At 44.4% G+C, this 23594-nt stretch carries 12 protein-coding genes; 5 read left to right on the top strand and 7 right to left on the bottom strand.

What is annotated here, in order from left to right; genetic code table 11:
- Positions 1–129 precede the first annotated feature (129 nt).
- From QT973_RS04345 to QT973_RS04330, 4 genes are all read right to left on the bottom strand, one after another.
- A complete protein-coding gene (locus QT973_RS04345; protein ID WP_333052957.1) occupies positions 130–483 on the bottom strand; it encodes a slr1659 superfamily regulator in 354 nt (117 codons plus the stop codon).
- A gap of 66 nt (positions 484–549) precedes the next feature.
- Complete coding sequence (locus QT973_RS04340; protein WP_333052959.1) at positions 550–1158, bottom strand: DUF6272 family protein; 609 nt, start codon at positions 1156–1158, stop codon at positions 550–552.
- 31 nt (positions 1159–1189) lie between these two features.
- Complete coding sequence (locus QT973_RS04335) at positions 1190–2425, bottom strand: adenylate/guanylate cyclase domain-containing protein (protein ID WP_333052961.1); 1236 nt, start codon at positions 2423–2425, stop codon at positions 1190–1192.
- 309 nt (positions 2426–2734) lie between these two features.
- The gene (locus QT973_RS04330; RefSeq protein ID WP_333052962.1) at positions 2735–4876 is read right to left on the bottom strand and encodes a SpoIIE family protein phosphatase; all 2142 of its coding nucleotides are present in this window, start codon (positions 4874–4876) and stop codon (positions 2735–2737) included.
- Positions 4877–5041: 165 nt separating this feature from the next.
- Here QT973_RS04330 and QT973_RS04325 point away from each other — a divergent pair, with 165 nt between their 5' ends.
- Both QT973_RS04325 and QT973_RS04320 read left to right on the top strand, forming a co-directional pair.
- Positions 5042–5401: a VOC family protein gene (locus QT973_RS04325; protein ID WP_333211044.1), complete on the top strand. Its 360-nt coding sequence runs from the start codon at positions 5042–5044 to the stop codon at positions 5399–5401.
- 3 nt (positions 5402–5404) lie between these two features.
- Positions 5405–6685 carry a recombinase family protein gene (locus QT973_RS04320; RefSeq protein ID WP_333211046.1) on the top strand — a complete coding sequence of 427 codons (1281 nt, stop codon included), beginning with the start codon at positions 5405–5407 and terminating at the stop codon, positions 6683–6685.
- 49 nt (positions 6686–6734) lie between these two features.
- Here QT973_RS04320 and QT973_RS04315 read toward each other — a convergent pair whose 3' ends face one another.
- From QT973_RS04315 to QT973_RS04305, 3 genes are all read right to left on the bottom strand, one after another.
- Complete coding sequence (locus QT973_RS04315; RefSeq protein WP_333053144.1) at positions 6735–7952, bottom strand: adenylate/guanylate cyclase domain-containing protein; 1218 nt, start codon at positions 7950–7952, stop codon at positions 6735–6737.
- A gap of 194 nt (positions 7953–8146) precedes the next feature.
- Positions 8147–11827, bottom strand: coding sequence for a GAF domain-containing protein (locus QT973_RS04310; protein ID WP_333052967.1), 3681 nt, complete (start codon positions 11825–11827; stop codon positions 8147–8149).
- A 90-nt stretch (positions 11828–11917) separates the two neighbouring features.
- Positions 11918–13486 (bottom strand): ATP-binding protein, encoded by a 1569-nt coding sequence (locus QT973_RS04305; RefSeq protein ID WP_333052968.1) that lies wholly within the window; start codon positions 13484–13486, stop codon positions 11918–11920.
- A gap of 969 nt (positions 13487–14455) precedes the next feature.
- Here QT973_RS04305 and QT973_RS04300 point away from each other — a divergent pair.
- The 3 genes from QT973_RS04300 to QT973_RS04290 all read left to right on the top strand — a co-directional run bounded on the left by QT973_RS04300 (position 14456) and on the right by QT973_RS04290 (position 23399).
- Positions 14456–15778, top strand: coding sequence for an AAA-like domain-containing protein (locus QT973_RS04300; protein WP_333233980.1), 1323 nt, complete (start codon positions 14456–14458; stop codon positions 15776–15778).
- Positions 15779–16007: 229 nt separating this feature from the next.
- Positions 16008–19634, top strand: a complete 3627-nt coding sequence (locus tag QT973_RS04295) for an AAA-like domain-containing protein (RefSeq protein WP_333390697.1) — start codon at positions 16008–16010, stop codon at positions 19632–19634.
- Between the two features lie 27 nt (positions 19635–19661).
- Positions 19662–23399: a WD40 domain-containing protein gene (locus tag QT973_RS04290; RefSeq protein WP_333390694.1), complete on the top strand. Its 3738-nt coding sequence runs from the start codon at positions 19662–19664 to the stop codon at positions 23397–23399.
- Positions 23400–23594: the final 195 nt, after the last annotated feature.

Here is a 23594-nt window from a genome sequence, read left to right as displayed (position 1 = left end):
CCCGCCTGTGTTAACTGTGGCACGGGCGTCCCGCCTGTGTTAACTGTGGCACGGGCGTCCCGCCTGTGTTAACTGTGTGTGGCACGGGCGTCCCGCCTGTGTTAACTGTAATTAAAATTTACACATATCCTACGCTAATTCGAGCTTCAAAGTTGGCAACAGCTTTTCTAAATTTCTGAGAGATTTCTGTTGCCAAGGAATATCATTTGAACCCAATACCAAAAGTTGAATCGTTTTCTTTTTCCGAACGCTAATAACAAATTTAGACAGCATACTGATACCAGAACTGTTAACAAATTCCAATTGTTTTAGGTTCAAGGTAATAGTAGGAGGTTCGCCATTGGCGACCTCATCTAACAATTCGGCTATTGGTGCATATTCTGGAGGGCCGCTCAGGCTCAGTTCGCCTTGGAAAGTGACTGTGACTGATTCTGGATCGTACTGAATGCTGTAATCTTCACCTTGAATGTCTTGAATGCCCATTGTGATTTTATTTCCTGACTAAAATAGTGCGATCGCACAAGAGAGTAAATATTGAAATGCTAGAAACTAGACCCTAATTTGAACCACAGTCGTAACAATGATGGTATCACTATCTGGCCTGGGCTCGAATTTCCAACCTATCTTAGCTGAATAGTCATTAATCATCGTCAGCAATCCCAATCCCGATGTATCACTTTCAGATTCTGCATTTTTTTCAAGCTGCTGCAAATAAAGTTCATTGGGATCGGAAGCCATAATTTCTTCAATAAACTCCTTCAACTTACTCGCCCCTTCTGAAGTGACACTATTACTGGCAAAAATTACCGCCGTCACCTCTGTTTCACCAATAAAGTGTATGCCAAATTTGACCTTGTAATGAGTATCATCGTTATTAAATTTAATCGCATTTTCTAACAGTTCGTTGGCTACGTAGCTCACAGCTCCCTTGCTTTCTTTTATCCGTTTCTCGCTGCTAGCATCCTCCTCATCCACAGGTAGAAAGCTAGACAAATAATCGGCTACAAAATGAGCTGAAAGCCTGTTGTTGCGCCAGCGCTGTTTAATCGGGCGAGAACTGGGAGTAAATGTCAGTTCTAGGGAATCGTGTTCAGGAGGAAATTCTTCAATGAATTCTCCAAAGATTTGGGTCATTGTTTTTAAGCTTCCAGATGTCATGATTTTTCTAGCTCTAATTGAGGTATTAAGGTCACTTTTTGGTGAATTTCCACACGCCATTCCAGTTAGCCGGAATACTCTTTTCTAACAGCGATTGGATGCGTTTTAGGTAAAGTTGACTGGGCTTGTCATCTGGATTTAGTGCTACTATCTGTTCAAAACAAACAATGGCCTTAGCAAAATTTCCCTGACAATATTCTTGGAGTCCCTCCTCAAATATAGGCAAGGTTTGAATTTTGAGCGATCGCACTGGTTCTACTTCAACATCTAACACCTCACAAACTGTAATGGCTTCTTGTCTACCTTTGACAATAGCCCGATCCAAAAAACGGATATGATACTTTTCTGGTTGACTCAAACGTTGTACCACATCTCCAGAAATTAATAAAGATACGCCATAATACTTAGTCAAACCTTCCAGACGAGCGGTGAGATTGACATGATCTGAGAGCGCATCTGCTTGCATCCGATTCGCATCTCCAATAATCCCAACCATCGTATCACCCACATGGATACCAATGCCAATCTTCAGCGGTATATCCCCATTTATTTTACGGCTTTGATTGTATTTATGCAACTGCTCCAATTTCACAATTCCTGCCTGAATAGCATCATCCACGCCATCAGGAAAAACTGCCATGACTCCATCTCCAATATACTTGACAATAAAACCATTGTGCTTACGAATTTCCGGACTAACTTGCTGTAAATAGTTATTGATGAAATCAAAATTTTCTTGAGGAGTCATTTGCTCCGCCATCGTGGTAAACGAACGCATATCGGAAAACATAATTGCCATCTCTTTGCTCACGTGATCTCCAAGCTGGAAATCAACAATGCTCTGCTTGCCGAGAAATTGGAGAAATTCAGCGGGAACAAAACGTCCGTAAGCCTGCAAAAGTTTCTCTAATTCTTGTTCCCGCGCTTTCACCGTTTGCACCATATGCGAAAATACCTGTGCTAGTTCTCCCAGTGCATCACTGCGCGCTGCCACATCTGACAATATCTGGGGTTCAAAGCTATTATTTTTTACAGCAATAGCTGCATCTATAACCTTTTTTACCTGCTCAATGTAAGTCTGCATCTCTCGGTTTTTATGATGGATCTGGTTTTCCAGATCCGTGGAGTGTTGTGTGATAATTTCTACTAAGGTTTCATAGCTATTTTTTTCATCCTCTACTTCCTCAAGTTTTTCGCTCAACTCCTGTAGCTGGGTATGGAGTTCTTCTGGAGATTTAGATGGTGCTAAATTTATTTGTGGTTTCATAATTTATACTTCCGAATCTGGAAGCGCAAAGTTGTTTGACTTCCTCGCTGTAAATTATTATAACTTACACGGGCAAAGCGATAAATCCGGTTGCTGGTTCCATGCTTGGCGACTAAATCCAAGCTTTCTCGTAGAAACCTGGTTGACGACAGTCAATCGATTTTAGATTTTAGATTTTAGATTTTAGATTGACCCCACGGATAAATTCGGGGGGCAAGTTTCATGGGATACAGGTCTTTTATTTCTGGGTTATGAGTCTGCGAAGGAATGAATCCGGGGGCTTGTATCCTGGATGCTTTCGGTCAATAATCAATTATGCACAATATTTCCCTGTTGCTTCAATACTAGCAAAGTAATGTCATCAAAAACCTTTTGTTTTCCAATGAAATTTCTCAAATCAGCGATGGTGGCTTCCTTGATTTGTTCGGCGCTCAAATGCCAGTTTTGAGAAACCACTTCACAGAGTCTTTCAATACCATAGAATTTTTTGTGCATATTTCTAGCTTCGGGAATGCCGTCAGTGTAAAGCACCACCCCGTCCCCCGGCTCTAAGTCTACTAAAACATGGCTAATCCAATGGGAAATATCCTCATCTAAGGCGAGCGGAAATCCTAAATTAATGGTGTCTATTCGCTGGATTTTACCACCTTTCCTGACCACAAGAGTTTCCTCGTGTTGACCGCTGATACTAATTGTGCGATCGGCATAGTTGAGCAAAGCTAGTGTCATATTTTTGTCGGAGTTCATGCGCTGAACATTTTTATAAATAGTGCGGTTGAGGGTATCTAAAAAACGCACCGGGTTGGATTCTTGCATTTCCTGAAGAGTGCGGACAGCAGCTTGAGTCATCACCATCAAAATGCCGCTTTCCAATCCGTGTCCGGTGACATCACCAATACAAATTGTGACAACCCCGTTAGTACAAAGTACGTCGTAGTAATCACCACCTACTTCCGAGGCTGGTTCCATAAATCCGGCAATATCTAAATCTTCAATAGCTGCAAGTTCGGCAGGTTTTGGCAGAATCAACTGCTGCATTTGTTTTAGCATATCGAGTTCGGAACTCATGCGGAAGTTTTCCGCTTTCAGACGCTGGTTGAGAGCGGCAATTTGTTTAGTGGCGGTGGCGAGTTCCGAGGTACGTTCTTTGACTTTATCTTCTAGCGTTTCCAAGGATTCTTGCAGTTGTCTCGCCATGCTATTAAAGGAATTTCTTAAGGTTTCAATTTCCCAAATCCGACTGGAATCAACGTTCTGGTTGAGAGCACCACCTGCTAGATATTCTGAAGCTTGAGCAATTTGGTTTAGGGGGCGAGTAATCCAGCTAGCGGTGAAAATACCCATTGCAACAGAGACAATGAGAGCCACAATACACAGCAAAATGGTCTGGCGAGTGTTAGCATAAATTTGCGCCATAAAGTCCGCTTCAGGAACTACTACTACACTCAGCCAATTGAGGCCGTACTTGTCTGTTAACGGAGAAACTTGGATAAATTGCCGCTCACCGTTCAGATAAAAGTCAAGTTGAACTGTTTGATCGATGTCTTCCAAACGCTTGAAGCGATCGAGCAGATAAAGCACACTTTGACGCATCAGCCTGTTGCTGCTTTCCTGTGCTTTGATCCGCTTTGTATCTTTACCGGTTCCCACCGAAAGAGGCTGTTCTTTAAGCGAGGTGGCTATTAACTCACCCTGGGGTTCAATGATAAATACTTGACCGGAATTACCCACTCTTAAGGTTTGCAGGAATTGGCGAATTTGATCTAGTCCCATCTGGCAAGTCAGCACGCCAATTAGTTTCCCTTCGGCATCATAATAGGGTAGACTCGCATTAATTTGCAGCGTACCGTAGCCAAAATTAATATAAACTTCACTCCAAGCTGCCTGTTTCTTCTCAACAGCTACTCTGTAAAAAGGGCGGGTGCGAACGTCATAATTGGGCGTGTTTTTTTCGATTGTTGTCGGGTTTCCATTATCGTCAAGGTTGTAATAGATCAAGTCGCCACCCCCCGGAATCAGTTGCTGGGCAAGCTGAGGTTGTTCCAGTCCAACCAGCCGATTTACCCAACCCACACGCAGGTACTGACCTTTTTCGTTGGCAATTCCCGCGTGACCGATCGACTTAAATTGCAGAACTTGTTTCCAAAAATATGGTCTAGCTTGCTCCAAATCGTCAAAGTTCAACACCCCCAAAGGTACAGCATCCTGATTGATCTGATTCACCAGTGGCGGAGCTTCCAGATAGGTTTGAACACGTTCGTAAACTCTCGCACTCACTTCGTGGCGCAACTGACTAACAATATTGTTGACTATCTGCTCTCCGTTTCTGTAAGAGAGATAGCCAACGCAGCCCACAGCGGCCAAAATTTGGAGAACAAAGGGAACTACCAAGACATTGCGGAGACGGATTTTGCCCGCTCTGGAGACGATCGCACTTTTTTGAGAAACCATTGTTAAAAACACTCCCAGCGGGCAGTTTTTTGTTACAAGACTTGATAATGGATATATTAAGAGCGACGGACAATGTTATCATATCAAAAACTCAACCAACCGCAAAAAATCTGCGTTCATCAGCCTGCATCAGCGGTAAAAAAAAAACCATAAATCCCAACAAAAATGCAAATTACTCAATCCCTCCACAGCGCCATCCTCATCTCCAACCTGGAACAATCCCAACACTTTTACAGCACCGTACTAAAACTGCAAAAAATCGATCGCGACTTAAAATTTCCTGGAATCTGGTATCAAATCGGCGACTTCCAGCTCCACCTAATTTTAGGTGCAACAATTATCCCAGATGCCGTAGACCATGCCAAATGGGGACGCAACCGACATCTAGCATTTTCTGTGGCCAACTTAGAGGCAGCAAAACAACAGTTAATCGCTCACAATTGCCCGTTCCAAATGAGTGCGTCAGGTCGATCGGCATTATTTACCCAAGATCCCGACGGCAATATCATCGAACTCAGCGAGTAACAGATGAAAATCATCGCTTATTCTTACACCGAACCGCTACTGGAAGCAGCACCCGCACCGGAAATTTGGGGTCAAGAAGTCGATCGCACCTATCAAGACTTAGGAGGGCGACAACAACTGCAGCAACTCCTCAAAGACTGCCAAACAGAACCAGTCAAATACTTATTAATTCAGCGGTTTGAAGAACTAGGCGACACATTGCAGCAAGTGTGTTCGCACCTCGCCCAACTCGAAAACCTCGGCGTCGAAATCATTGTCCAAGAAGAAACAGAACCAAGAAACCGCAAAAACTTGCTGCAAATCCTCGCAGAAATCCAGCGCAGCCAACACAGCCGGAGTATTCGCAAAGGACACGCGCGCAACCGCATCAAATCCCGGATGCCACCGGGTAAGGCTCCCTACGGCTACCGGCGCGGCAAAGATTGTTATACGATCGATAAAACCACCGCCCCCACCGTCAAAGACTTTTTTGAACACTTTTTAATTTACGGTTCATTGCGAGGTTCCGTGCGGTATTTAGCCAAGAAATACAACAAAAAAATTTCTGTAAGTACCGGCCGCCGCTGGCTGACAAATCCCGCCTACCGAGGCGATTTAGAATATCAAAACGGCCAAGTAATTTCTAACACCCACGTCCCGATTATTTCCAGAGAAGAAGCCGCCCAAATAGACAGGTTGCTGCGCCGCAACCGCTGCCTTTCTCCTCGCAGCGCTAGCGCCCCACGTTCCCTCGCAGGTTTAGCAATTTGTGCCGAATGCAAATCGCCCATGACAGTTGCCAAAGTCACCTCCTACCGCAAAGAAAAAGAATACCTTTATTTGCGACCGATTAACTGTCCAAAACAGCCTAAATGTAGTGGCCTTTCCTACGATGAAGTATTGCAATTAACCATCGCCGGTATTTGTCGGGATTTACCCGATGCTGTTGCTGGGTTGCAAATGCCGAATATGAATGGAATGAAAGCAGGAATTGTCAGGGCGATCGCATCGAAACAAGAAATCATAGAGCAACTTTGGGCCCTGATTGAAAGCGGCATATTAGACACGGAAACGGCAGAGTTTAGAGCCTACAAAATCCGCACCGAAATTGCCGAACTGCAAAGCAAATTAGCGCAACTACCCCCAGTAAATTTGCGAGAAATTGCCCAAACAGTTTCCCTGTCGCAATTTTGGCTCGATTTATCAGAATCAGAACGCAGGTTTTACTTTCGAGAATTTATCGATCGCATTGAAATCGTCCGGGAAAATACAAATTGGCAACTGCAAATTGTTTTCATTTTTTAAGGATTAGCTCGACGTTCATCCATAGCTCCTAGGTTAGATACCCGACTTCTTAAAGAAGTGGGGTATGTGGGTACTCTCTTAGTTCCGTAGGAGTGGACTGCGTTAGACAAGCATCGCTTTCAACCGCTGAATTATTTTTTTTAGCTTTTAACCAATAGGCGATCATCTCTCCTTTTCCTTTAACCGCGATCGCACCTCTTTCCTCAAATAAATACCGATCTTTTAACAGTTCGTAAATAGCTGTAGTAACTTGAATATATCCCGGTAATCCTTGACATTCCATCCGAGAAGCAACATTAACAGTATCTCCCCACAAGTCATAGCTAAATTTTTTAGTGCCAATTACGCCCGCAACTACTGGCCCTGTATGAATGCCAATCCGAATTTGAAATGGTTCGCCTCTGTCAGTTTGAAAATCAGCGATCGCTTCCTGCATATCCAAGGCCATATTCGCGATCGCTTCTACATGATCTGCCCTCGGCACCGGCAACCCCCCCGCTACCATATAAGCATCTCCAATTGTTTTAATTTTTTCCAAACCGTGTTTTTCAGTTAGTTGGTCAAACCTTGAAAAAATCTGGTTTAGTACATTTACCAATTCTAGAGGTAACATTCTAGCAGCAATAGACGTAAAATCGACAATATCGGCAAAAAGAACTGTTGCTGAATCAAACCTCTGGGCCGGAGAACCCTCGCCCTTTTTCAAATTTTCAACAATCGCTGCTGGTAAAATATTCAGCAATAAATGATCCGACTTTGTTTGAGCAAGCCGTAAAGCTAGCTCCACCCCCTGCCGCTCTTTAATTTCGTTTTGCAAACGTTCGACAAGTTCTTGGAATTGCTTCGTTTGCTCTTGAAGTAACTGTTGTTGACTTTGAATTGTTAACTGATTCGCCACTCGTGCCAATACTTCTTTACCTTGAAAAGGTTTAGTAATATAGTCAACGGCTCCCACATCAAAAGCTTTCACCTTATCTAAAACGTCATCTAAGGCGCTTAAGAAAATCACGGGAATGGAACTGGTTTTTGGTGAAGCTTTCAACTTTGCACATACCTCATATCCATTCATTTCTGGCATCATCACGTCCAGCAAAATTAGAGTCGGCGGAAACTCTTGCACTGTAGCGATCGCCCTTTGCCCGTTCAGCGCTTTACGAACCTGATACCCTTGTTCGGTCAATATTGTAGATAAAAGCCGCACATTATCGGGCTTATCATCAACTACTAAAATGTTGGCTTGAATTGTAGGATATTGATAGCTGTCCATGCACTCGCTCACGGTAGTTTTTCAAAATAAAAGATATTAACACTTAAGAATTTTACCTCAACAAAAACGAAACCATATAAAAGGATATTGTCTCGCATAAAATAAGATAGCAACGAGACGCTATATGGGCTTAAACTTAGATTTTTTAAAATATAAATTTTTCCTCCAATTACATTGATTGAAAAGAGGTATTTTTACCTCGATGCAACTGCTGATTGTGCTATCTCTATAATATCGTCAAATAGGAAATCCTGCACCAAAGTAGTTAAATATTGTGCGGAAAAAGCCAACTGGCTAGGCATTTCCTCAATCAACTTGACAATTTTCTCATCGCAGCATTCATGAGCGGCATGAGATATCTGTTCTACCCACTCAAGAGGCATTTGACTGAGTTGTAACTCGACGGATTGATTGCTAGTCACTCCGCTAATTTCGCTGTCATTGTCTAGTGGTGCATCAACAGATTCCTCGTAAATGTAACGCAATCCTAAAAGTTCTTCCATTTTTGCAAATAATATCTTTGCCTCGAAAGGTTTACGCATGAAATCATCGCAGCCTGCTCCTAAAATAGTTTGTCGTTCTTCTTCAAAAGCGCTAGCAGTAAGAGCAACTATTGCAGTTTGTTTTCCAAGAGGATGAGCTTTAATTTGTCTTGTGGCTTCATAGCCATCCATGACAGGCATCTGCATATCCATCCAGATCAGGTGCGGTTGCCAATCCTCCCATACAGCAATAGCTTCTTGACCATCTCTAGCCGATCGCACGAGGATGCCTAGTGGTGACAATAATCTCTCTATGACTAGGCAATTATCCGCGCGATCGTCAACAACCAAAATCCGGTATTCTGGTTGATTCGGTGCTAAAGCAATTACTTTTTTCTGCGGTTTAAGGATTTTAATCTCGCTGAGAGGGGCAAGGCTGATTTGAATATCAAATACAAACTTACTTCCCAACTCAGGTGTACTGATGACAGTAATATCTCCTCCCATCATTTGTACAAATTTGCGGCTAATTGGTAAACCTAATCCAGTCCCCTGTTGAGAATTTTGACCTGTTTTTGTTTGCTCAAAGGGTTCAAATAACTTATTTATCTCTTCAGGGTAAATGCCAAGGCCAGTATCTTCAATTTCAAACTGAAGGCGTAACAATTCCGGGTGAAGGTAATTAGCATCTACACAATTAAAGTCTGCCAAGCTTTCGGAGTGATTAAAACCAGTGCACCATCCGGGTTTTCTTTGTATAGCTGTGGTTTCAACCGCTAAGCTTTCGGAATGTTCAGAAGCCGCGTCGGCAAGTTTTGTTTGTGTGTCCGAAAACTCTGCGTTTTCAGCGCCCAAACTTTCTTCTACCTTCTTTTTAACTCGCAAAGTAACGCTACCCATCTCTGTAAACTTGATCGCATTTCCTACAAGATTAATCAAAATTTGCCGCAGTTTACCTTCATCTCCACTAACAAAGTGCGGTACACCGTCACCCACTTCCAAATTTAGCTGCAATTTCTTAGATTTAGCTTTTAATCGAAACATTTCTTCTAAGGTTTTCAGCAAGCGCATTAAATTAAAACTGCTTTCATTAAGCTGACTTCGGCCCGCTTCAATTTTGGACATTTCCAAAATGTCATTAATTAGCGAAAGCAAGTGTTCGCCGGCGCGATTAATAATTTCTAGGTGCTGTTGGTGTTGATTGTTGAGAGATGAATCGCGCACCATCACCTGACTAAATCCGAGAATGGCATTCAGGGGAGTCCGCAGTTCGTGGCTCATAGAAGAAAGGAATTCGCTCTTGGCGCGGTTAGCTGTATCAGCAGCTACAACAGCTTTTTGTAATGCTGTTTCTGCTAATTTGCGATCGGCAATTTCTGTTTTGGCTTGTTCAAAAAGGGTGGATTGCTGGATGGCAATTGCTAGCTGCACGGAAATTTGCTTGAGAGATTCTATCTCAGAAGAGCTCCAATGCCTTTGACTGTGGCAGTGATGAGCAATGAGTAGCCCCCATAGTTTTTTACCTTGCAAAATGGGAACCACGAGGTTAGCTTTAATTTCCAACTCGCTCAGTAAATTAATGTGGCACTCTGAAATACCTGCTGTATAAATATTGTCGATCGCGCGCAGGTGTCCCTGCTCGTAAACAGAGACGTAGTGTTCTCGAAAACAAGGGTCATTAATGTCAATTCCCAAAATCGGCATCGTACCGACGGATACCGATTCGACGGCTATAAATCCACTCCAATCTGGATTAAAGCGGTAAATAACTGTTCTATCAGTTGACAAAAAATGGCGAATTTCTTCCACAGCCATTGTCATTACTTCTTCTAGGTTAAGAGAGGAGCGAATCCGCTCTTGAATGGAATTAACTAGCCGCTCCCTTTTTACTTGCTGCTGCAAGGCTAGTTCCGCCTGTTTGCGAGCAGTAATATCTACTCCATAACCCACGCACTCCACAGGTAGACCAGCAGCATCTTTGACTAACTTAACCTCATCGTATATCCAGCGATAACCACCGTCTTTGTGCCGTTCGCGGTATTCGTAGGAAATCGATTCTTTTTCCAATATCTGAGCGAATGAAGTATCAACAATCTCTCGATCGTCTGGATGAACCAGGCTATGCCAATCAAGGGAACCATCAAGAAATTCTCTGGCTTCGTAACCAATCATTGAAACAATATTATCGCTGACAAACGTTACGTCATAATTTCCCCCTAATTTGCAGCTAAAAATCACCGCCGGGGTAGTCGCCAGCAAATATTGCAAACGTTCGGTGACAGAACGCAAGTTTAACTCGGCTTGCTTGCGATCGCGAGCTTCCATTGCTAAAGCTGCGATCTGCGCCACATAGCTAGCGAAGCTTTGTTCGTCCAGCGTCCAATTCCTGGTCGTTCCCAGATGTTCTAAACAAATTACACCCGCAATTTGCCCTTTATGGGTAATAGGAACATCTAGCATCGACGAGATGTTTAATGGCCTCAAATAAGATTCGCTAAATTCTAGGGTTCGCGGATCGGTTTGGGCATCAACCGCTGCGAGTACCTGTTCTGTATTCAAAGCTTGGAAATAGCTAGGATACTCAGCAACTTTCAGTTCTGCACCGGCGCTGTGTCGATCGGGCGTCAGTTCGTAAAGATCCGCACAGCACATTGCGGATTTATCTTCCTGATAAAACCAAATACTTGCCCGATCGACATTCAGGGTACGAGTTGCCATTTGCGTAATCTCTCTCAACGCCTCGCTGATATTTCCCTCGTAGATACTAGAATTTTTGGCTAATTCTAGCAAGCCTGTTTGTTGTTCGGTTAACCTAGTTTCTCGTTCGCGTAAAGCAGATTCAGCGACAATTTTTTCTTTAATTTCTGCTTCTAAATAACCGTTAATTTCTCTCAACTCTGCAGTGCGTTCTTGAACTTTAATTTCTAAGTCATCATAAGCGTAGCGCAACGCTAATTCTGCCTCTTCACGCACAGCAATCTCACTTTGCAACTTGCGATTTATTGCCTCTAATTCTTGGGGGGTTTTTAAAGACAAAAACTGGGGCAATAGTGTTACCATTGAGGCGGCAGTGAAGCAGGAAACCAGTGCAGTAATTGCTTTTTCAATCCCCGACAGCCAATAAGCGGAATGCCACAACGTCCAAATGTCGAGCAAGTGACCCGTGCCGCACAGAATAATAAATGCACCAAATAAACCAAATATTCCTAAAAAAGGAACATCGCGCCGCTTGAAAATAAAATAAATCAGCATCGCCGGAATTGAATAGTAGGCGATCGCGATTAAAAAGTCCCCAGTTACGTGCAGCCACACTAAAGGCGTTTGCCAAAGATAGCAATGACCGTGAGGCATATACTGAGTCGGGGAAAATATGTTTTTGAGTGCTTCCCACATAATACTTGTTATTGGCAGATAATAGGGATTTGATGATGCCTAAGTTAAGCAAAAAATAAAAGTCACCGAAAATGGTAGCTGGCTTCAGCATTATTTATTAACGCCTAAACCCACCTTGTTCATAACAGCTTGCTTTGGCAGTCGGTGGCGCTCGCCAAATTGCGATCGCAACGGAATTTCAATGATAAACTCCGTACCTCTCCCCACCTCGGAAGTGCAGCGCAAATAACCTTCATGGGCTTTAATAATCTGATAAGAAATCGCCAAACCCAGCCCGGTACCAGCACCAATAGGTTTCGTTGTATAAAATGGATCGTAAATTTTAGCGATCGCATCATAATCTATGCCACTGCCATTATCAGCAATGTGAATCTGCACCCACTTGCCATCAACTAAAAGGGTGCGGATGCGAATTTTTAGTAGTGGGCAATGGGTGTTTTGTAAGTTGTCAGAGAAATTATTTTCCCAATAGCCGTGGGTCAAATATCCCTGCTGTACAATCTGTTCTAAAGCATCAATAGCATTAGAGCAAATATTCATAAATACTTGGTTAAGCTGCCCAGCGTAGCATTCCAATTCTGGCAAATCTCCATACTCTTTAATCACTTGGATAGGCGGCCGGTTTGGTTGTTCTTTCAAGCGGTGCTGCAAAATCATTAAAGTGCTATCGAGACCTTCATGGATATTTACTTTTTTCATGTCGGCTTCGTCTAACCGCGAGAAAGTTCGTAAAGACTTAACAATCTCCTTAATTCGCTCTGCTCCAATTTTGATCGAACCAAAAAGTTTTTGCAAGTCTTTTAAAATAAAATCGAGTTCTATAGTGTGAATCTTATCTGCAATTTCCGGCGCCGGAGTGGGGTAATAAACTTGATAAGCCTTAATCAATGCCACAATATCTTTAATGTATTCCTCAGCCGGAATCAGATTGCCATAAATGAAGTTCACAGGGTTATTTATTTCGTGAGCAACCCCAGCTACCATTTGCCCCAAAGAGGACATTTTTTCAGTTTGTACGAGTTGAGCTTGAGCGCCTTTAAGTTGTTGCAGAGCGTTCTCTAATTGCTGAGTCTGCTCTCGCAGTTTAGCTTCCGAGTGCCGCAATGAATTTTCCGCCAAAGAGCGATCGCGATTTTCCTGTTGCAAACGTTCATTAGCAACTTCTAAAGCGATCGTCCTCTCGATAACCCGTTTTTCCAATTCTAGCATTAATTCCGAGAGTGCTTCCTGAGCTTGTTTGCGATCGCCAATCTCATTTTGTAAAGCCAAATTTGCCGCCGCCAATTGATCGGGACTGGGAATAGCCAAGATTTTTGGGATTAGTTCCACCAGCACGGCTGCGGTACATAGCGAAATCAGCGCCGTAATCCCTTTAAGAAAACCCGAGAACCAATAATTAGGATGCCACAGCGTCCATATTTCCATAATATGAGTAATCCCGCAGCAGATAATAAAAGAGCCGAACAGCATGAAAACCCAGTCAAAAGGTACGTCTTGCCGTTTTTTGACAATATAAATCAGCGTAATCGGTATCAAAAAATAAGCGACGGCTATCAAACCATCGGACAAAACGTGTAGCCCCACTAATCCAGGCTTCCACAAGTAGCAATGACCGTGAGGAATAAAATAATTTGGGAACATTTTATGAACCATTTGCATTAAATCAACTCGGTTATTTGCTAATATTTTTCAGAGGTGATTACTGGAAAAACTTAAAAAATGGGGGTACAAAAATAAGAATTAGACTTTGGGACTTAACACTTGCGATCGGTAAATGCAGCGATCTGAAACTACTGTTAATTAAATTAACATCAATAGACTCAGCTTTAGCAAAGTCAACTGTCACATTTTTAATTCTGCCTTCACTATCAACTGTGACACCGGGATGACATTTTGGGCAACGATCGAGAAAAACTGAGCGCAGATTCCTTTCCAGTAAGAGCGCCAGCGCCCATTAAAATTGGGTTATAGCACTCAGCGATCGGTCAGGCAACGCAGGGCTGTTTCATTCTCACCAAAAACATGAATTTTGACTCTTGTAGTGCTACCCCTACTCCCCGTGCCTACCCCGCCACAGACGACTGCACAGGCGTTTGGGACATGGGGGCAGCAAAGAGTGGCTCCCCCTACAAGAGAATGAAACAGCCCTGAGTCAGGCAACGGGGAAATCACCAGATTTAACGGATGTCACGGATTCAACTTAACGAAGAGAACCATTCTCAAAAACCTGTAGAGGTTGGTTCACTCTTTTACCCTTGAAGAGTGCAGACAGGTTAAATACACCGGGAGCATCTCATATTTGTAAAAACACTTCTTCTGGCTCCTTCCTTCTTCCTCTTCCCTCTTCCCTCCTGCCTCCTGCCTCCTGCCTCCTGCCTCAAAACTCCAATTTCTAGCGGAGGCCTGCTTTCATTGAGATGCTCCCAAATACACCCGCCACTACCCCGCGAGGGAATTCTTGATTATTGACAGTGATACTCTTCGGGGATATTTAACCGATTTGACCAATTACCCCCTCAAAAATATCGCGACAGGAGCGTGTGGGAATCCAATAGGCGATCGCTCTGAGCTTTACACTCAATCATAAGTGATAATATCAACGATACACTTATATGGTTATTGCCAGTTATGACGATAGATGAGGTACTACAGCTAACTCGTGTGCGATTACAAAAAGATTTATATCCCGTACAAGAAATCATACTTCGCCAAGTTTGGGAAGGAAAAACTTATACAAGTATTGCATCTGCCTCTCATTACGGAGAGCATTACCTGAGAAACATAGCCTCATCCTTGTGGAAATCTCTCTCTCAAATCTTGCAGACATCTATTAGCAAATCAAATTTTCGCTCTTGTTTAGAATCACGTTCCCTAACCGCAGAGGAACGAGAATTAATTGAAGAATTCACCCGCAGCCAATCCCTCGCAACACCTTTAGAATTTCCCGGCTCTCCCGTGCCCCTCGGTTCGCCATTTTATATCCCTCACCCGCTAATTGAAGAACTCGCCTATCGAGAGATTACCAAACCAGGAAGTGTGCTGCGGATTAAAGCTCCCAGGAAGATGGGAAAAAGTTCCCTTCTGCTACGGATTTTAGAGCGCGCGACTTCTCTTGACTATCGAACTGTAAGTTTAGATTTTCAGCAAGCCGAGGAAGCTGTTTTAGTCAATATCGATAAATTTTTACGCTGGTTTTGTGCCAACATCAGCCGTCACCTAGAATTACCACCCCTATTAGATGATTATTGGGATGAAGACATGGGTAGCAAAGTAAGCTGCACCATCTATTTGCAACAATATATATTAGCAGAAATCAGTAACCCTCTTGTGTTAGCTTTAAATGAAGTAAATATAATTTTTGAGTATCCAAAAATTGCCAGAGAATTTTTGCCGCTGCTGCGAAGCTGGCATGAAGAAGCAAAGCGGATTGAAACCTTGGGAAAACTGCGGTTAATCGTTCTTCACTCCACAGAAATTTATATTCCTTTAAAGCTCACTGAATCGCCTTTTAATATCGGTTTACCGCTGCAATTGCCCTATTTTACAGAAGAGCAGATACTTGCTTTAGCCCAGCGTCACGGAGTGGATTGGACAGATGGCTCCAATGCCGATCGACTGATGGCAATGGTGGGGGGACATCCTTATCTAGTGCGGCTAGCTCTTTACCACCTCTGTCAAAACAGTGTAACGCTAGATCGGCTACTACAAGAAGCTCCCACAATAGCGGGAATTTATAAAGATTACTTGCGGAGTTTTTGGGCCACATTCCAAGAGTATCCCGAACTTATGGTTGCACTGAAACAAGTGGTAAAATCGGAACACGGAGTGGAATTAGATCCGATAGTGGCTTCTAAATTATTTAGTATGGGGCTGATTCATATCGATAACAACCGCTGTACGCTAAGCTGCGAGTTGTACCGCCTCTATTTTGGTTCGTACAACTTTATTTAGAGTCGGCTTTACAGTTTCTTTTCGTAATCCAATATCCGCCTTGAAAACTCCACTTTTCCTGGCGATTGGAAATTGCTGCTATACAAATAAAGTCCGCCTACGCGGACTAAAAAAAAGGGTAATTAACCAAAATTGGGCATTATTTATATTATAATGAAGCTCCATCACCACATCCTCACCTCTAAATAAATTCCCTACATACTCAGCTTTAAACCTACCCATAAACCCCATGACCCAGGTAACATACCAAATTGGTGGCAGTCTCGCGAGTGATGCGCCTACATACGTAGTGCGGCAAGCAGATTCCGAACTTTATGAAGCCTTAAAAGCTGGCGAATTTTGTTACGTGCTTAACTCCCGGCAAATGGGCAAATCTTCCCTTCTCGTTCGCACCTTCCATCGATTGCAAGCCGAAGGATTTCAATGCAGCACGATCGACATGACTCGCATCGGTAGCGAAAACATTACTCCTTTACAGTGGTATAAAGGAATTGTTGGGGATTTGTGGCGCAGTTTCCATCTTGTAGGAAAAGTCAATTTAAAAACCTGGTGGAAAGAACAAGAAGAAGTTTCTCTCCTCCAAAGATTGAGTCAATTTATTGAAGATATTTTATTAGAAAAATTCCCGAAGGAGCGAATTTTTATATTTGTTGATGAGATTGATAGTATTTTAAGCTTAGATTTTCCCGTTGATGACTTTTTCGCCTTGATTCGTTATTGTTACAACCAACGAGCCATTAATCCAGAATACAACCGAATTACCTTCGTAATTTTCGGAGTAGCTACACCCAGCGATTTAATCGCCGATAAAAATCGGACACCTTTTAATATCGGACAAGCAATCGATTTGTCAGGATTTAGCTTAGAAGAAGCGCAACCATTAGCGAAAGGGTTAGAAAATGTCATAGCAAATCCGCAAGCAGTTCTCAAACAAATCTTAGCTTGGACTGGAGGACAGCCATTTTTAACGCAAAAAATATGTGAATTAGTAGTAAAAAGGGCGCGGGAAGCCCACACGGGTGATTTAAAAATACCACCGGGAACCGAGGGATTTTTTGTGGACTCATTGGTGAGAGAAAACATCATCAATAAATGGGAATCGCAAGATGAGCCGGAGCATTTAAAGACAATTCGCGATCGCATTATTGGCAACGAACAACTCACTGCACGTAGTTTAGGTATTTATCAAAACCTCTTACAATTTGGTGAAGTTGAAGCGGATGACAGTCGAGAGCAGATCGAACTGCTGCTATCAGGTTTGGTAGTAAAACACCAAGGTTTTTTAAAGGTAAGCAACCCGATTTATCAAGCAGTTTTTCACATACAATGGGTAGAAAAACAGTTAGAGCAACTACGTCCTTATTCCCAAGCTTTCAACGCTTGGATCGCTTCAAAACAAACCGATGAATCGCGACTGTTGCGCGGACAATCGCTAAAAGACGCTTCCTACTGGGCCCAGGGAAAAAGTTTGAGCGATTTGGATTATCACTTTTTAGCAGCTTCTGTTGAATTAGACAGGCTGGAAGTGCAGCAAGCACTGGAAGCAGCGAGGCTCAGAGAAGTTGAAGCCAGACTCACAGAAGAACGCAAGCGGTTAGTTTTAGAGCGAGAGACAGCGAAGCGGCAGCGAAAGTTTATTGGGGCGTTGAGCGGGGTATTAATTGTTGCGATCGCCTCCAGCATTTTCGCCCTCTGGCAATACCATCGCGCCGTCACCAGCGAAATTCAAGCCCTCACCTCCTCATCCTCCGGGCAATTCGCATCCCAACAGCGATTAGATGCCCTCGTGAGCGCCATCAAAGCCAGACGCAGGATCGACAACCTAGCTAATTCCAGCCCCCAGTTGCCATCTCAAGTTCAACAAGTGCTGCAACAAGCCATCTATGGAACGGCAGAATTCAATCGCCTGTTGGGGCATTCCAGCCCGGTTCTGGCAGTTGATGTCAGCCCAGACGGTCAACTCATCGCCACCGGAGGCGGCGACCAAACAGCCAAGGTGTGGCAACGGGATGGCACCTTGCTGTACACTCTCCAACACACAATCAGCAGCGTGTACGCCCTTCGTTTTAGTCCCGACAGCCAGCGCCTGGTAACATCCAGCGTGGACGGCAACATTTATCTGTGGAGTCGGGAAGGCAAACTGCTCAAAACCTTTCAGGGACACAAGGCTGCGATCTGGGCGATCGCCGTGAGTCCAGACGGTGAGCGCATCGCCTCCGCGAGTGAAGACAGCACCATTCGCCTGTGGAGCATTGATGGCAAACTGCTCAAAACCCTAAGCGGACATCAAGGTGCCGTTTGGGGTGTTGCCTTTAGCCCGGATGGAAAGCTGCTAGCCTCTAGCAGCACAGATAATACGGTCAAGGTTTGGACTCTAGAGGGCGAACTGGTGAGAACTCTGGAAGGTCACAGCGCCGCAGTTTGGGACGTTGAGTTTGCTTTACTTGCAGACAATAGCGGCACAAAACGCCCCACCATTGTCTCTGCCAGCGCTGACAACACTGTCAAACTCTGGCAACCCGACGGAGGGGCAGCCACGGGGGCACTGCCAGGGGCAGCCACGGGGGCACTGCCAGGGGCAGCCACGGGGGCACTGCCCCTACTTACTCTTAGCGGTCACAGTTCGGAAGTGTTTGAAGTCGCTGTCAGTACAGCAGGCGATGTGATTGCTTCCGCCAGCGCCGACCAAACCATCAACCTCTGGAAGCCGGACGGGACGCTGTTGAAAGTCCTTAAAGGCCATCAATCTGGAATTCGCGGGCTTGCTTTTATTCCCAACAGTCAAATAGTTGTCTCTGCTAGCGACGACAATACCGTTCGACTCTGGAATCCGACAAACCCCTTCTCGAAAGTCCTTTACGGACATGGCGGCACGATTTGGGATGTGGATTTCTCCCCCGAAGGTCAGATGCTAGCTTCCGCCTCTTCCGATGGCAGTTTCAAACTGTGGGCGCGAGACGGCACGTTGCTGAAGTCTTTTGCCGGAAACGATACTGCCGTTCACTCGGTTGCTTTCCTCTCTGGTGCTAGCTTTGCCAATCCTGCTAATACACGTTTCCTTGCTACCGCTAGTGAAGATAAAACAATTAAATTCTGGCAGTTCGACGGGACGCTACTGAAAACCATAACAGGTCATGAAGCTGGAGTTTGGGATATCTCCGTCAGTCCAGATGGGCTACTGGCTTCTGCTAGCAACGATAAAACTGTGAAACTGTGGAACAAGGACGGCAGGGCGGGCACGGGGGCACCGCCCCTACGAACTTTCACAGGGCATCGGGCTAGGGTTTACGATGTGGATTTTACCCCTGACGGACAGAGGCTGCTTTCAGCCAGTAGCGACAGCACTGCTCGGTTGTGGAGTCTTGACGGTAGGTTTTCCAAGACCCTAAAGGGTCATCGCAGCCCTGTTTGGGAAGTTGCCATCAGTCCAGACGGTCGCACTTTGGCAACTGCTAGCAGGGATGACACGATTAAACTCTGGACGAGTGATGGCACGTTGCTCAAAACCCTCAAGGGAAATAGTAGAGGCATGATGGCGGTTGATTTCAGTCCAGACGGTCAAATGCTGGTGGGGGGAGGCTCAACTGGCGCACTCAAACTTTGGAAAACCGACGGGACAGAAATCACGACGCTAACGGGACATGAAGGGAACGTTTGGGGGGTGGCGTTTAGTCCCGATGGTAAACAAATTGCCTCCGCCGGGGACGATCGCACTGTGATTTTATGGGATCTAGAGCGTATTCTCAAACTCGATGAACTGGGTTATGCGTGCGATCGTGTGGGGGATTATTTGCTAACTAATGCTGAAGTCAAGGAGGAGGACAGACATTTGTGCGATGCCGTGGGCGATCGTTAAAGTCTCATAAACCATGAACTCAAAATCATGAATAATTACCAATACCAAATCGGCGGCAGCCTTGCTAATAATGCACCTACCTACGTAGTAAGACAAGCAGATTCCGAACTCTATGAAGCCTTAAAAGCAGGCGAATTTTGCTACATTCTCAATTCGCGGCAAATGGGCAAATCTTCCCTATTAGTCCGCACTCTGCACCGACTGCAAGCTGAAGGATTTCAATGCAGCACGATCGACATGACCCGCATCGGCAGTGAAAATATCACTCCTTTACAGTGGTATAAAGGTATGATTGGGGAACTGTGGCGCGGCTTCAATCTTTTAGGGCAAGTTAACTTAAAAACCTGGTGGCGTGATGAAGAAGATGTATCATTTTTGCAAAGATTGAGTCATTTTATTGAAGATATTTTGTTGGCCAAGTTTCCTGAAAACAAAATCATTATATTTATTGATGAAATTGACAGTGTTCTCAGTCTAGAGTTCCCGGTAGATGATTTTTTCGCCCTAATTCGCTTTTGCTATAATCAACGCTCAATTAATCCAGAATATAATCGTATTACTTTTGCAATTTTTGGAGTAGCAACACCTAGGGATTTAATTGTCGATAAAAAACGAACTCCTTTTAATATTGGTCGAGCGATAAATTTACGAGGTTTTGAACTAGAAGAAGCCCAGCCATTAGCGGCGGGATTGGCAAATGTAGTCAATAATTATCAAGTTATTCTCAAACAGATATTGGCTTGGACTTCTGGGCAGCCATTTCTGACGCAGAAACTGTGCTATTTAGCATACATGGCAACTCAAACAACACCGCAAAAAGTAGTAACAATTCCCCCAGGAACAGAAGAGTTTTGGGTAGATCGTTTAGTGCGAGAAAATATCATTAATAAATGGGAATCTCAGGATGAGCCGGAACATTTAAAAACCATAAAGGAGCGGATTATTCGCAACGAACAACGCGCGGGTAGATTACTCGGCATCTACCAGCAAATTTTACAATCTAACCCCCCCTTAACCAGCGGTTCTGTTTCATTCTCGGACTTTGAAGAGGACTCTCTGGGAAGTACCCCCGTGCCTGACCCAAATCTTTATAGGGCAACTACAGGACAATTGCCCCTACAAGGAAATGAAAGATTTCTACCTTTGAGCAAAAAAGTGGGACGGGTATCAACTGATGACTCACCAGAACAAATTGAACTATTATTATCGGGATTAGTTGTCAAAAATAATGGTTATTTACAGGTAAGAAACAGGGTTTATGCTGAAGTTTTTAATCTGGAATGGGTAGAGAAGCAATTAGGGCAACTGCGCCCCTACTCGCAAACCTTCGATGCTTGGGTTGCTTCACAACAAACAGATTTTTCCAGACTTTTGCGGGGACAAGCCTTAAAAGATGGTCAAATCTGGGCGCAGGAAAAAAGCTTGAGTAACCTAGACTATCAGTTCTTAGCTGCTAGTGCCGAACTAGATAGGCGAGAAGTTCAACAAGCTCTAGAAGCAGAACGCACTAAAGAAGTGGAAGCGCGACTGGCCCAGGAACAAATGCGCTTAATTCAAGAAAAAAAAGCAGGGAAACGACAGAGGGCCTTACTATTTTCGGTGAGTATGGCACTCCTGCTTGCCTGTGCTTTAGGAGTAACAAGTTATTTTCAGTATCGCCGAGCCGTTATTAGTGAGCGGGAAGCTCGGATAAGTGAAATTGAAGCGCTGGTTTCTTCCTCTGAGGGATTGTTTGCCTCTAATCGCAGATTGGATGCACTAATAGAAGCAATTAAAGCTAAGCGCCGATTACAAAACTTAGGCAAGACGGATAAAAATATTGAGAATCAAGTTATCAATGTATTGGGTCAAGCGGTTTATGAAGGCGATGAATATAACCGTTTATCGGGACATCAAGCGGCTGTTCTCGGAGTTGATATTAGTCCAGACAGTAAGTTTATTGCTTCAACAAGTGTGGATAAAACTATTAAACTGTGGCGGCGGGACGGGACGGAAATAGCAACACTCAAAGGTCATCAGGCGATCGTTCGATCGGTCAAATTTAGCCCGGACGGTCAGTTTCTTGCTTCTGGAAGTGATGATGGGACTGTAAAACTTTGGAAACTGGATAGGGCAGGCACGGGGGCACGGCCCCTAGGAACTTTTCAGGGTCATACTGCTGGTATCTGGACAGTGGCGTTTAGTCCCGATGGTCAAACAATTGCCTCTGCCAGCATGGACAAAACGGTGAAACTCTGGAACAAAGACGGCAAACTGTTAAGAACTCTCCAGGGTCATACTGCTGGGGTATCCTCAGTGGCTTTCAGTCCAGATGGTCAGACTATTGTTACGGCAAGTGGAGACAAAACGGTGAAACTCTGGAACAAAGGCGGGGCAGGCACGGGGGCACTGCCCCTACGAACTCTCCGAGGCCATACTTCTGTGATAGCAGCAATGGCATTTAGTCGAGATGGTCAAATGATTGCTACGGCAAGTGCAGATAAAACGGTGAAACTCTGGACAGTGAAGGGGGCAGGCACGGGGACACTGCCCCTACGAACGCTTGAAGGTCATTCTGCTGTAGTATCTGGAGTTGTTTTTAGTCCTGACGGTCAGACTGTTGCTTCTGCAAGTCGAGAGAAAACTATAAAACTATGGAATGTTGATGGCACAGAATTAATGACATTTAGAGGTCACAGTGCCTCGATTTGGGGGATAGCTTGGAGCCCGGATGGCAGTTTTATTGCTTCGGCGGGTGCAGAAAATACGGTGCGGCTGTGGCAGAGTCAAAACCCATTGCGGACGATGATTACTGCACATAAAGCGGGGATTTGGGCTTTAGATGTCAGTTCGGATAGTTCTACAATTGCTACGGGCAGCGAGGATGGCACGACTAAGCTGTGGAGTCGGCAAGGCAAATTGTTGAGGACTTTCACTGTAGAAAACGCTGCGATTTATGCTGTTGCCCTGAGTGGCGATGGCAAGTTAATTGCTTCTGGCCGAAATGATAATAAGGTGAATATCTGGACTCGAAATGGAAAAGCGATCGCAACTTTGGTAGGTCATAACGCTACGGTTTTTACATTAGCTTTCAGTCCAAACGGTCAAATTATTGCTTCTGGAAGTCAAGATAATACTATCAAGCTTTGGCGGCCCGATGGTACTTTATTGCATACTATGACAGGACATCATGCTCCTATTTGGCAGGTCGTATTTAGCCCTGACGGTCAGCTAATTGCCTCGGCAGGGGGGGATGGTACTGTGAAATTGTGGAAGCTTGATGGGGCAGGCACGGGGGCACTGCCCCTACGAACTTTTCAAGGTCATACTGCTGCGGTGTGGAGAGTGGCGTTTAGCCCTGACGGTAAATTTCTGGCTTCTGGCAGTGGGGACAATACGATTAAGCTTTGGACTGTGGATGGTAAGTTACTAAGAACTCTGGAAGGCCATCTGGCTGCGGTATGGGGGGTCGCGTTTAGCCCGGATGGTAATATTATTGCTTCTGGTGGTGTAGACAATACGCTGAAATTGTGGAAGCTTGACGGTACGGAATTAACAACGCTAAGAGGTAACTCTGCGGCGATTCGGGGGGTAGCGTATAGTGGGGATGGGTCATTTGTGGCTTCTGTGAGTGAGGATAATACGCTGATTTTGTGGGATGTGGATCGAGTTATGAAAGTGGATTTGTTGGCTGATGGTTGCGATCGCGTGCGGGATTATTTGCGAACAAATGCTGATGTGAAGGAGGAAGATAGACGTTTGTGCGAGGGTATTGGAAGGAAATAATCTCAAGTCCGCTTTATTATAGCAATCCTAAATGATTCGTAAATGTTTTACCTCACCCCAACCCTCCCCTTGCTAAGGCTCGCGAATTAAATAACTTACAATTTTAATTGTTATTGTGGGATGGGCGTCCCGCCCGTCCTTTTTGGATGGGCGGGACGCCCATCCCACAATCTTGTGGAAGTTATTTAATTCTCA

Origin of the sequence: Microcoleus sp. Z1_A1 (assembly GCF_036700305.1) — a bacterium.
GTDB lineage: Bacteria > Cyanobacteriota > Cyanobacteriia > Cyanobacteriales > Microcoleaceae > Microcoleus.
The sequence above is the reverse complement of the archived record's forward strand: the minus strand, read 5'-3'. Positions and strand labels throughout refer to the sequence as shown.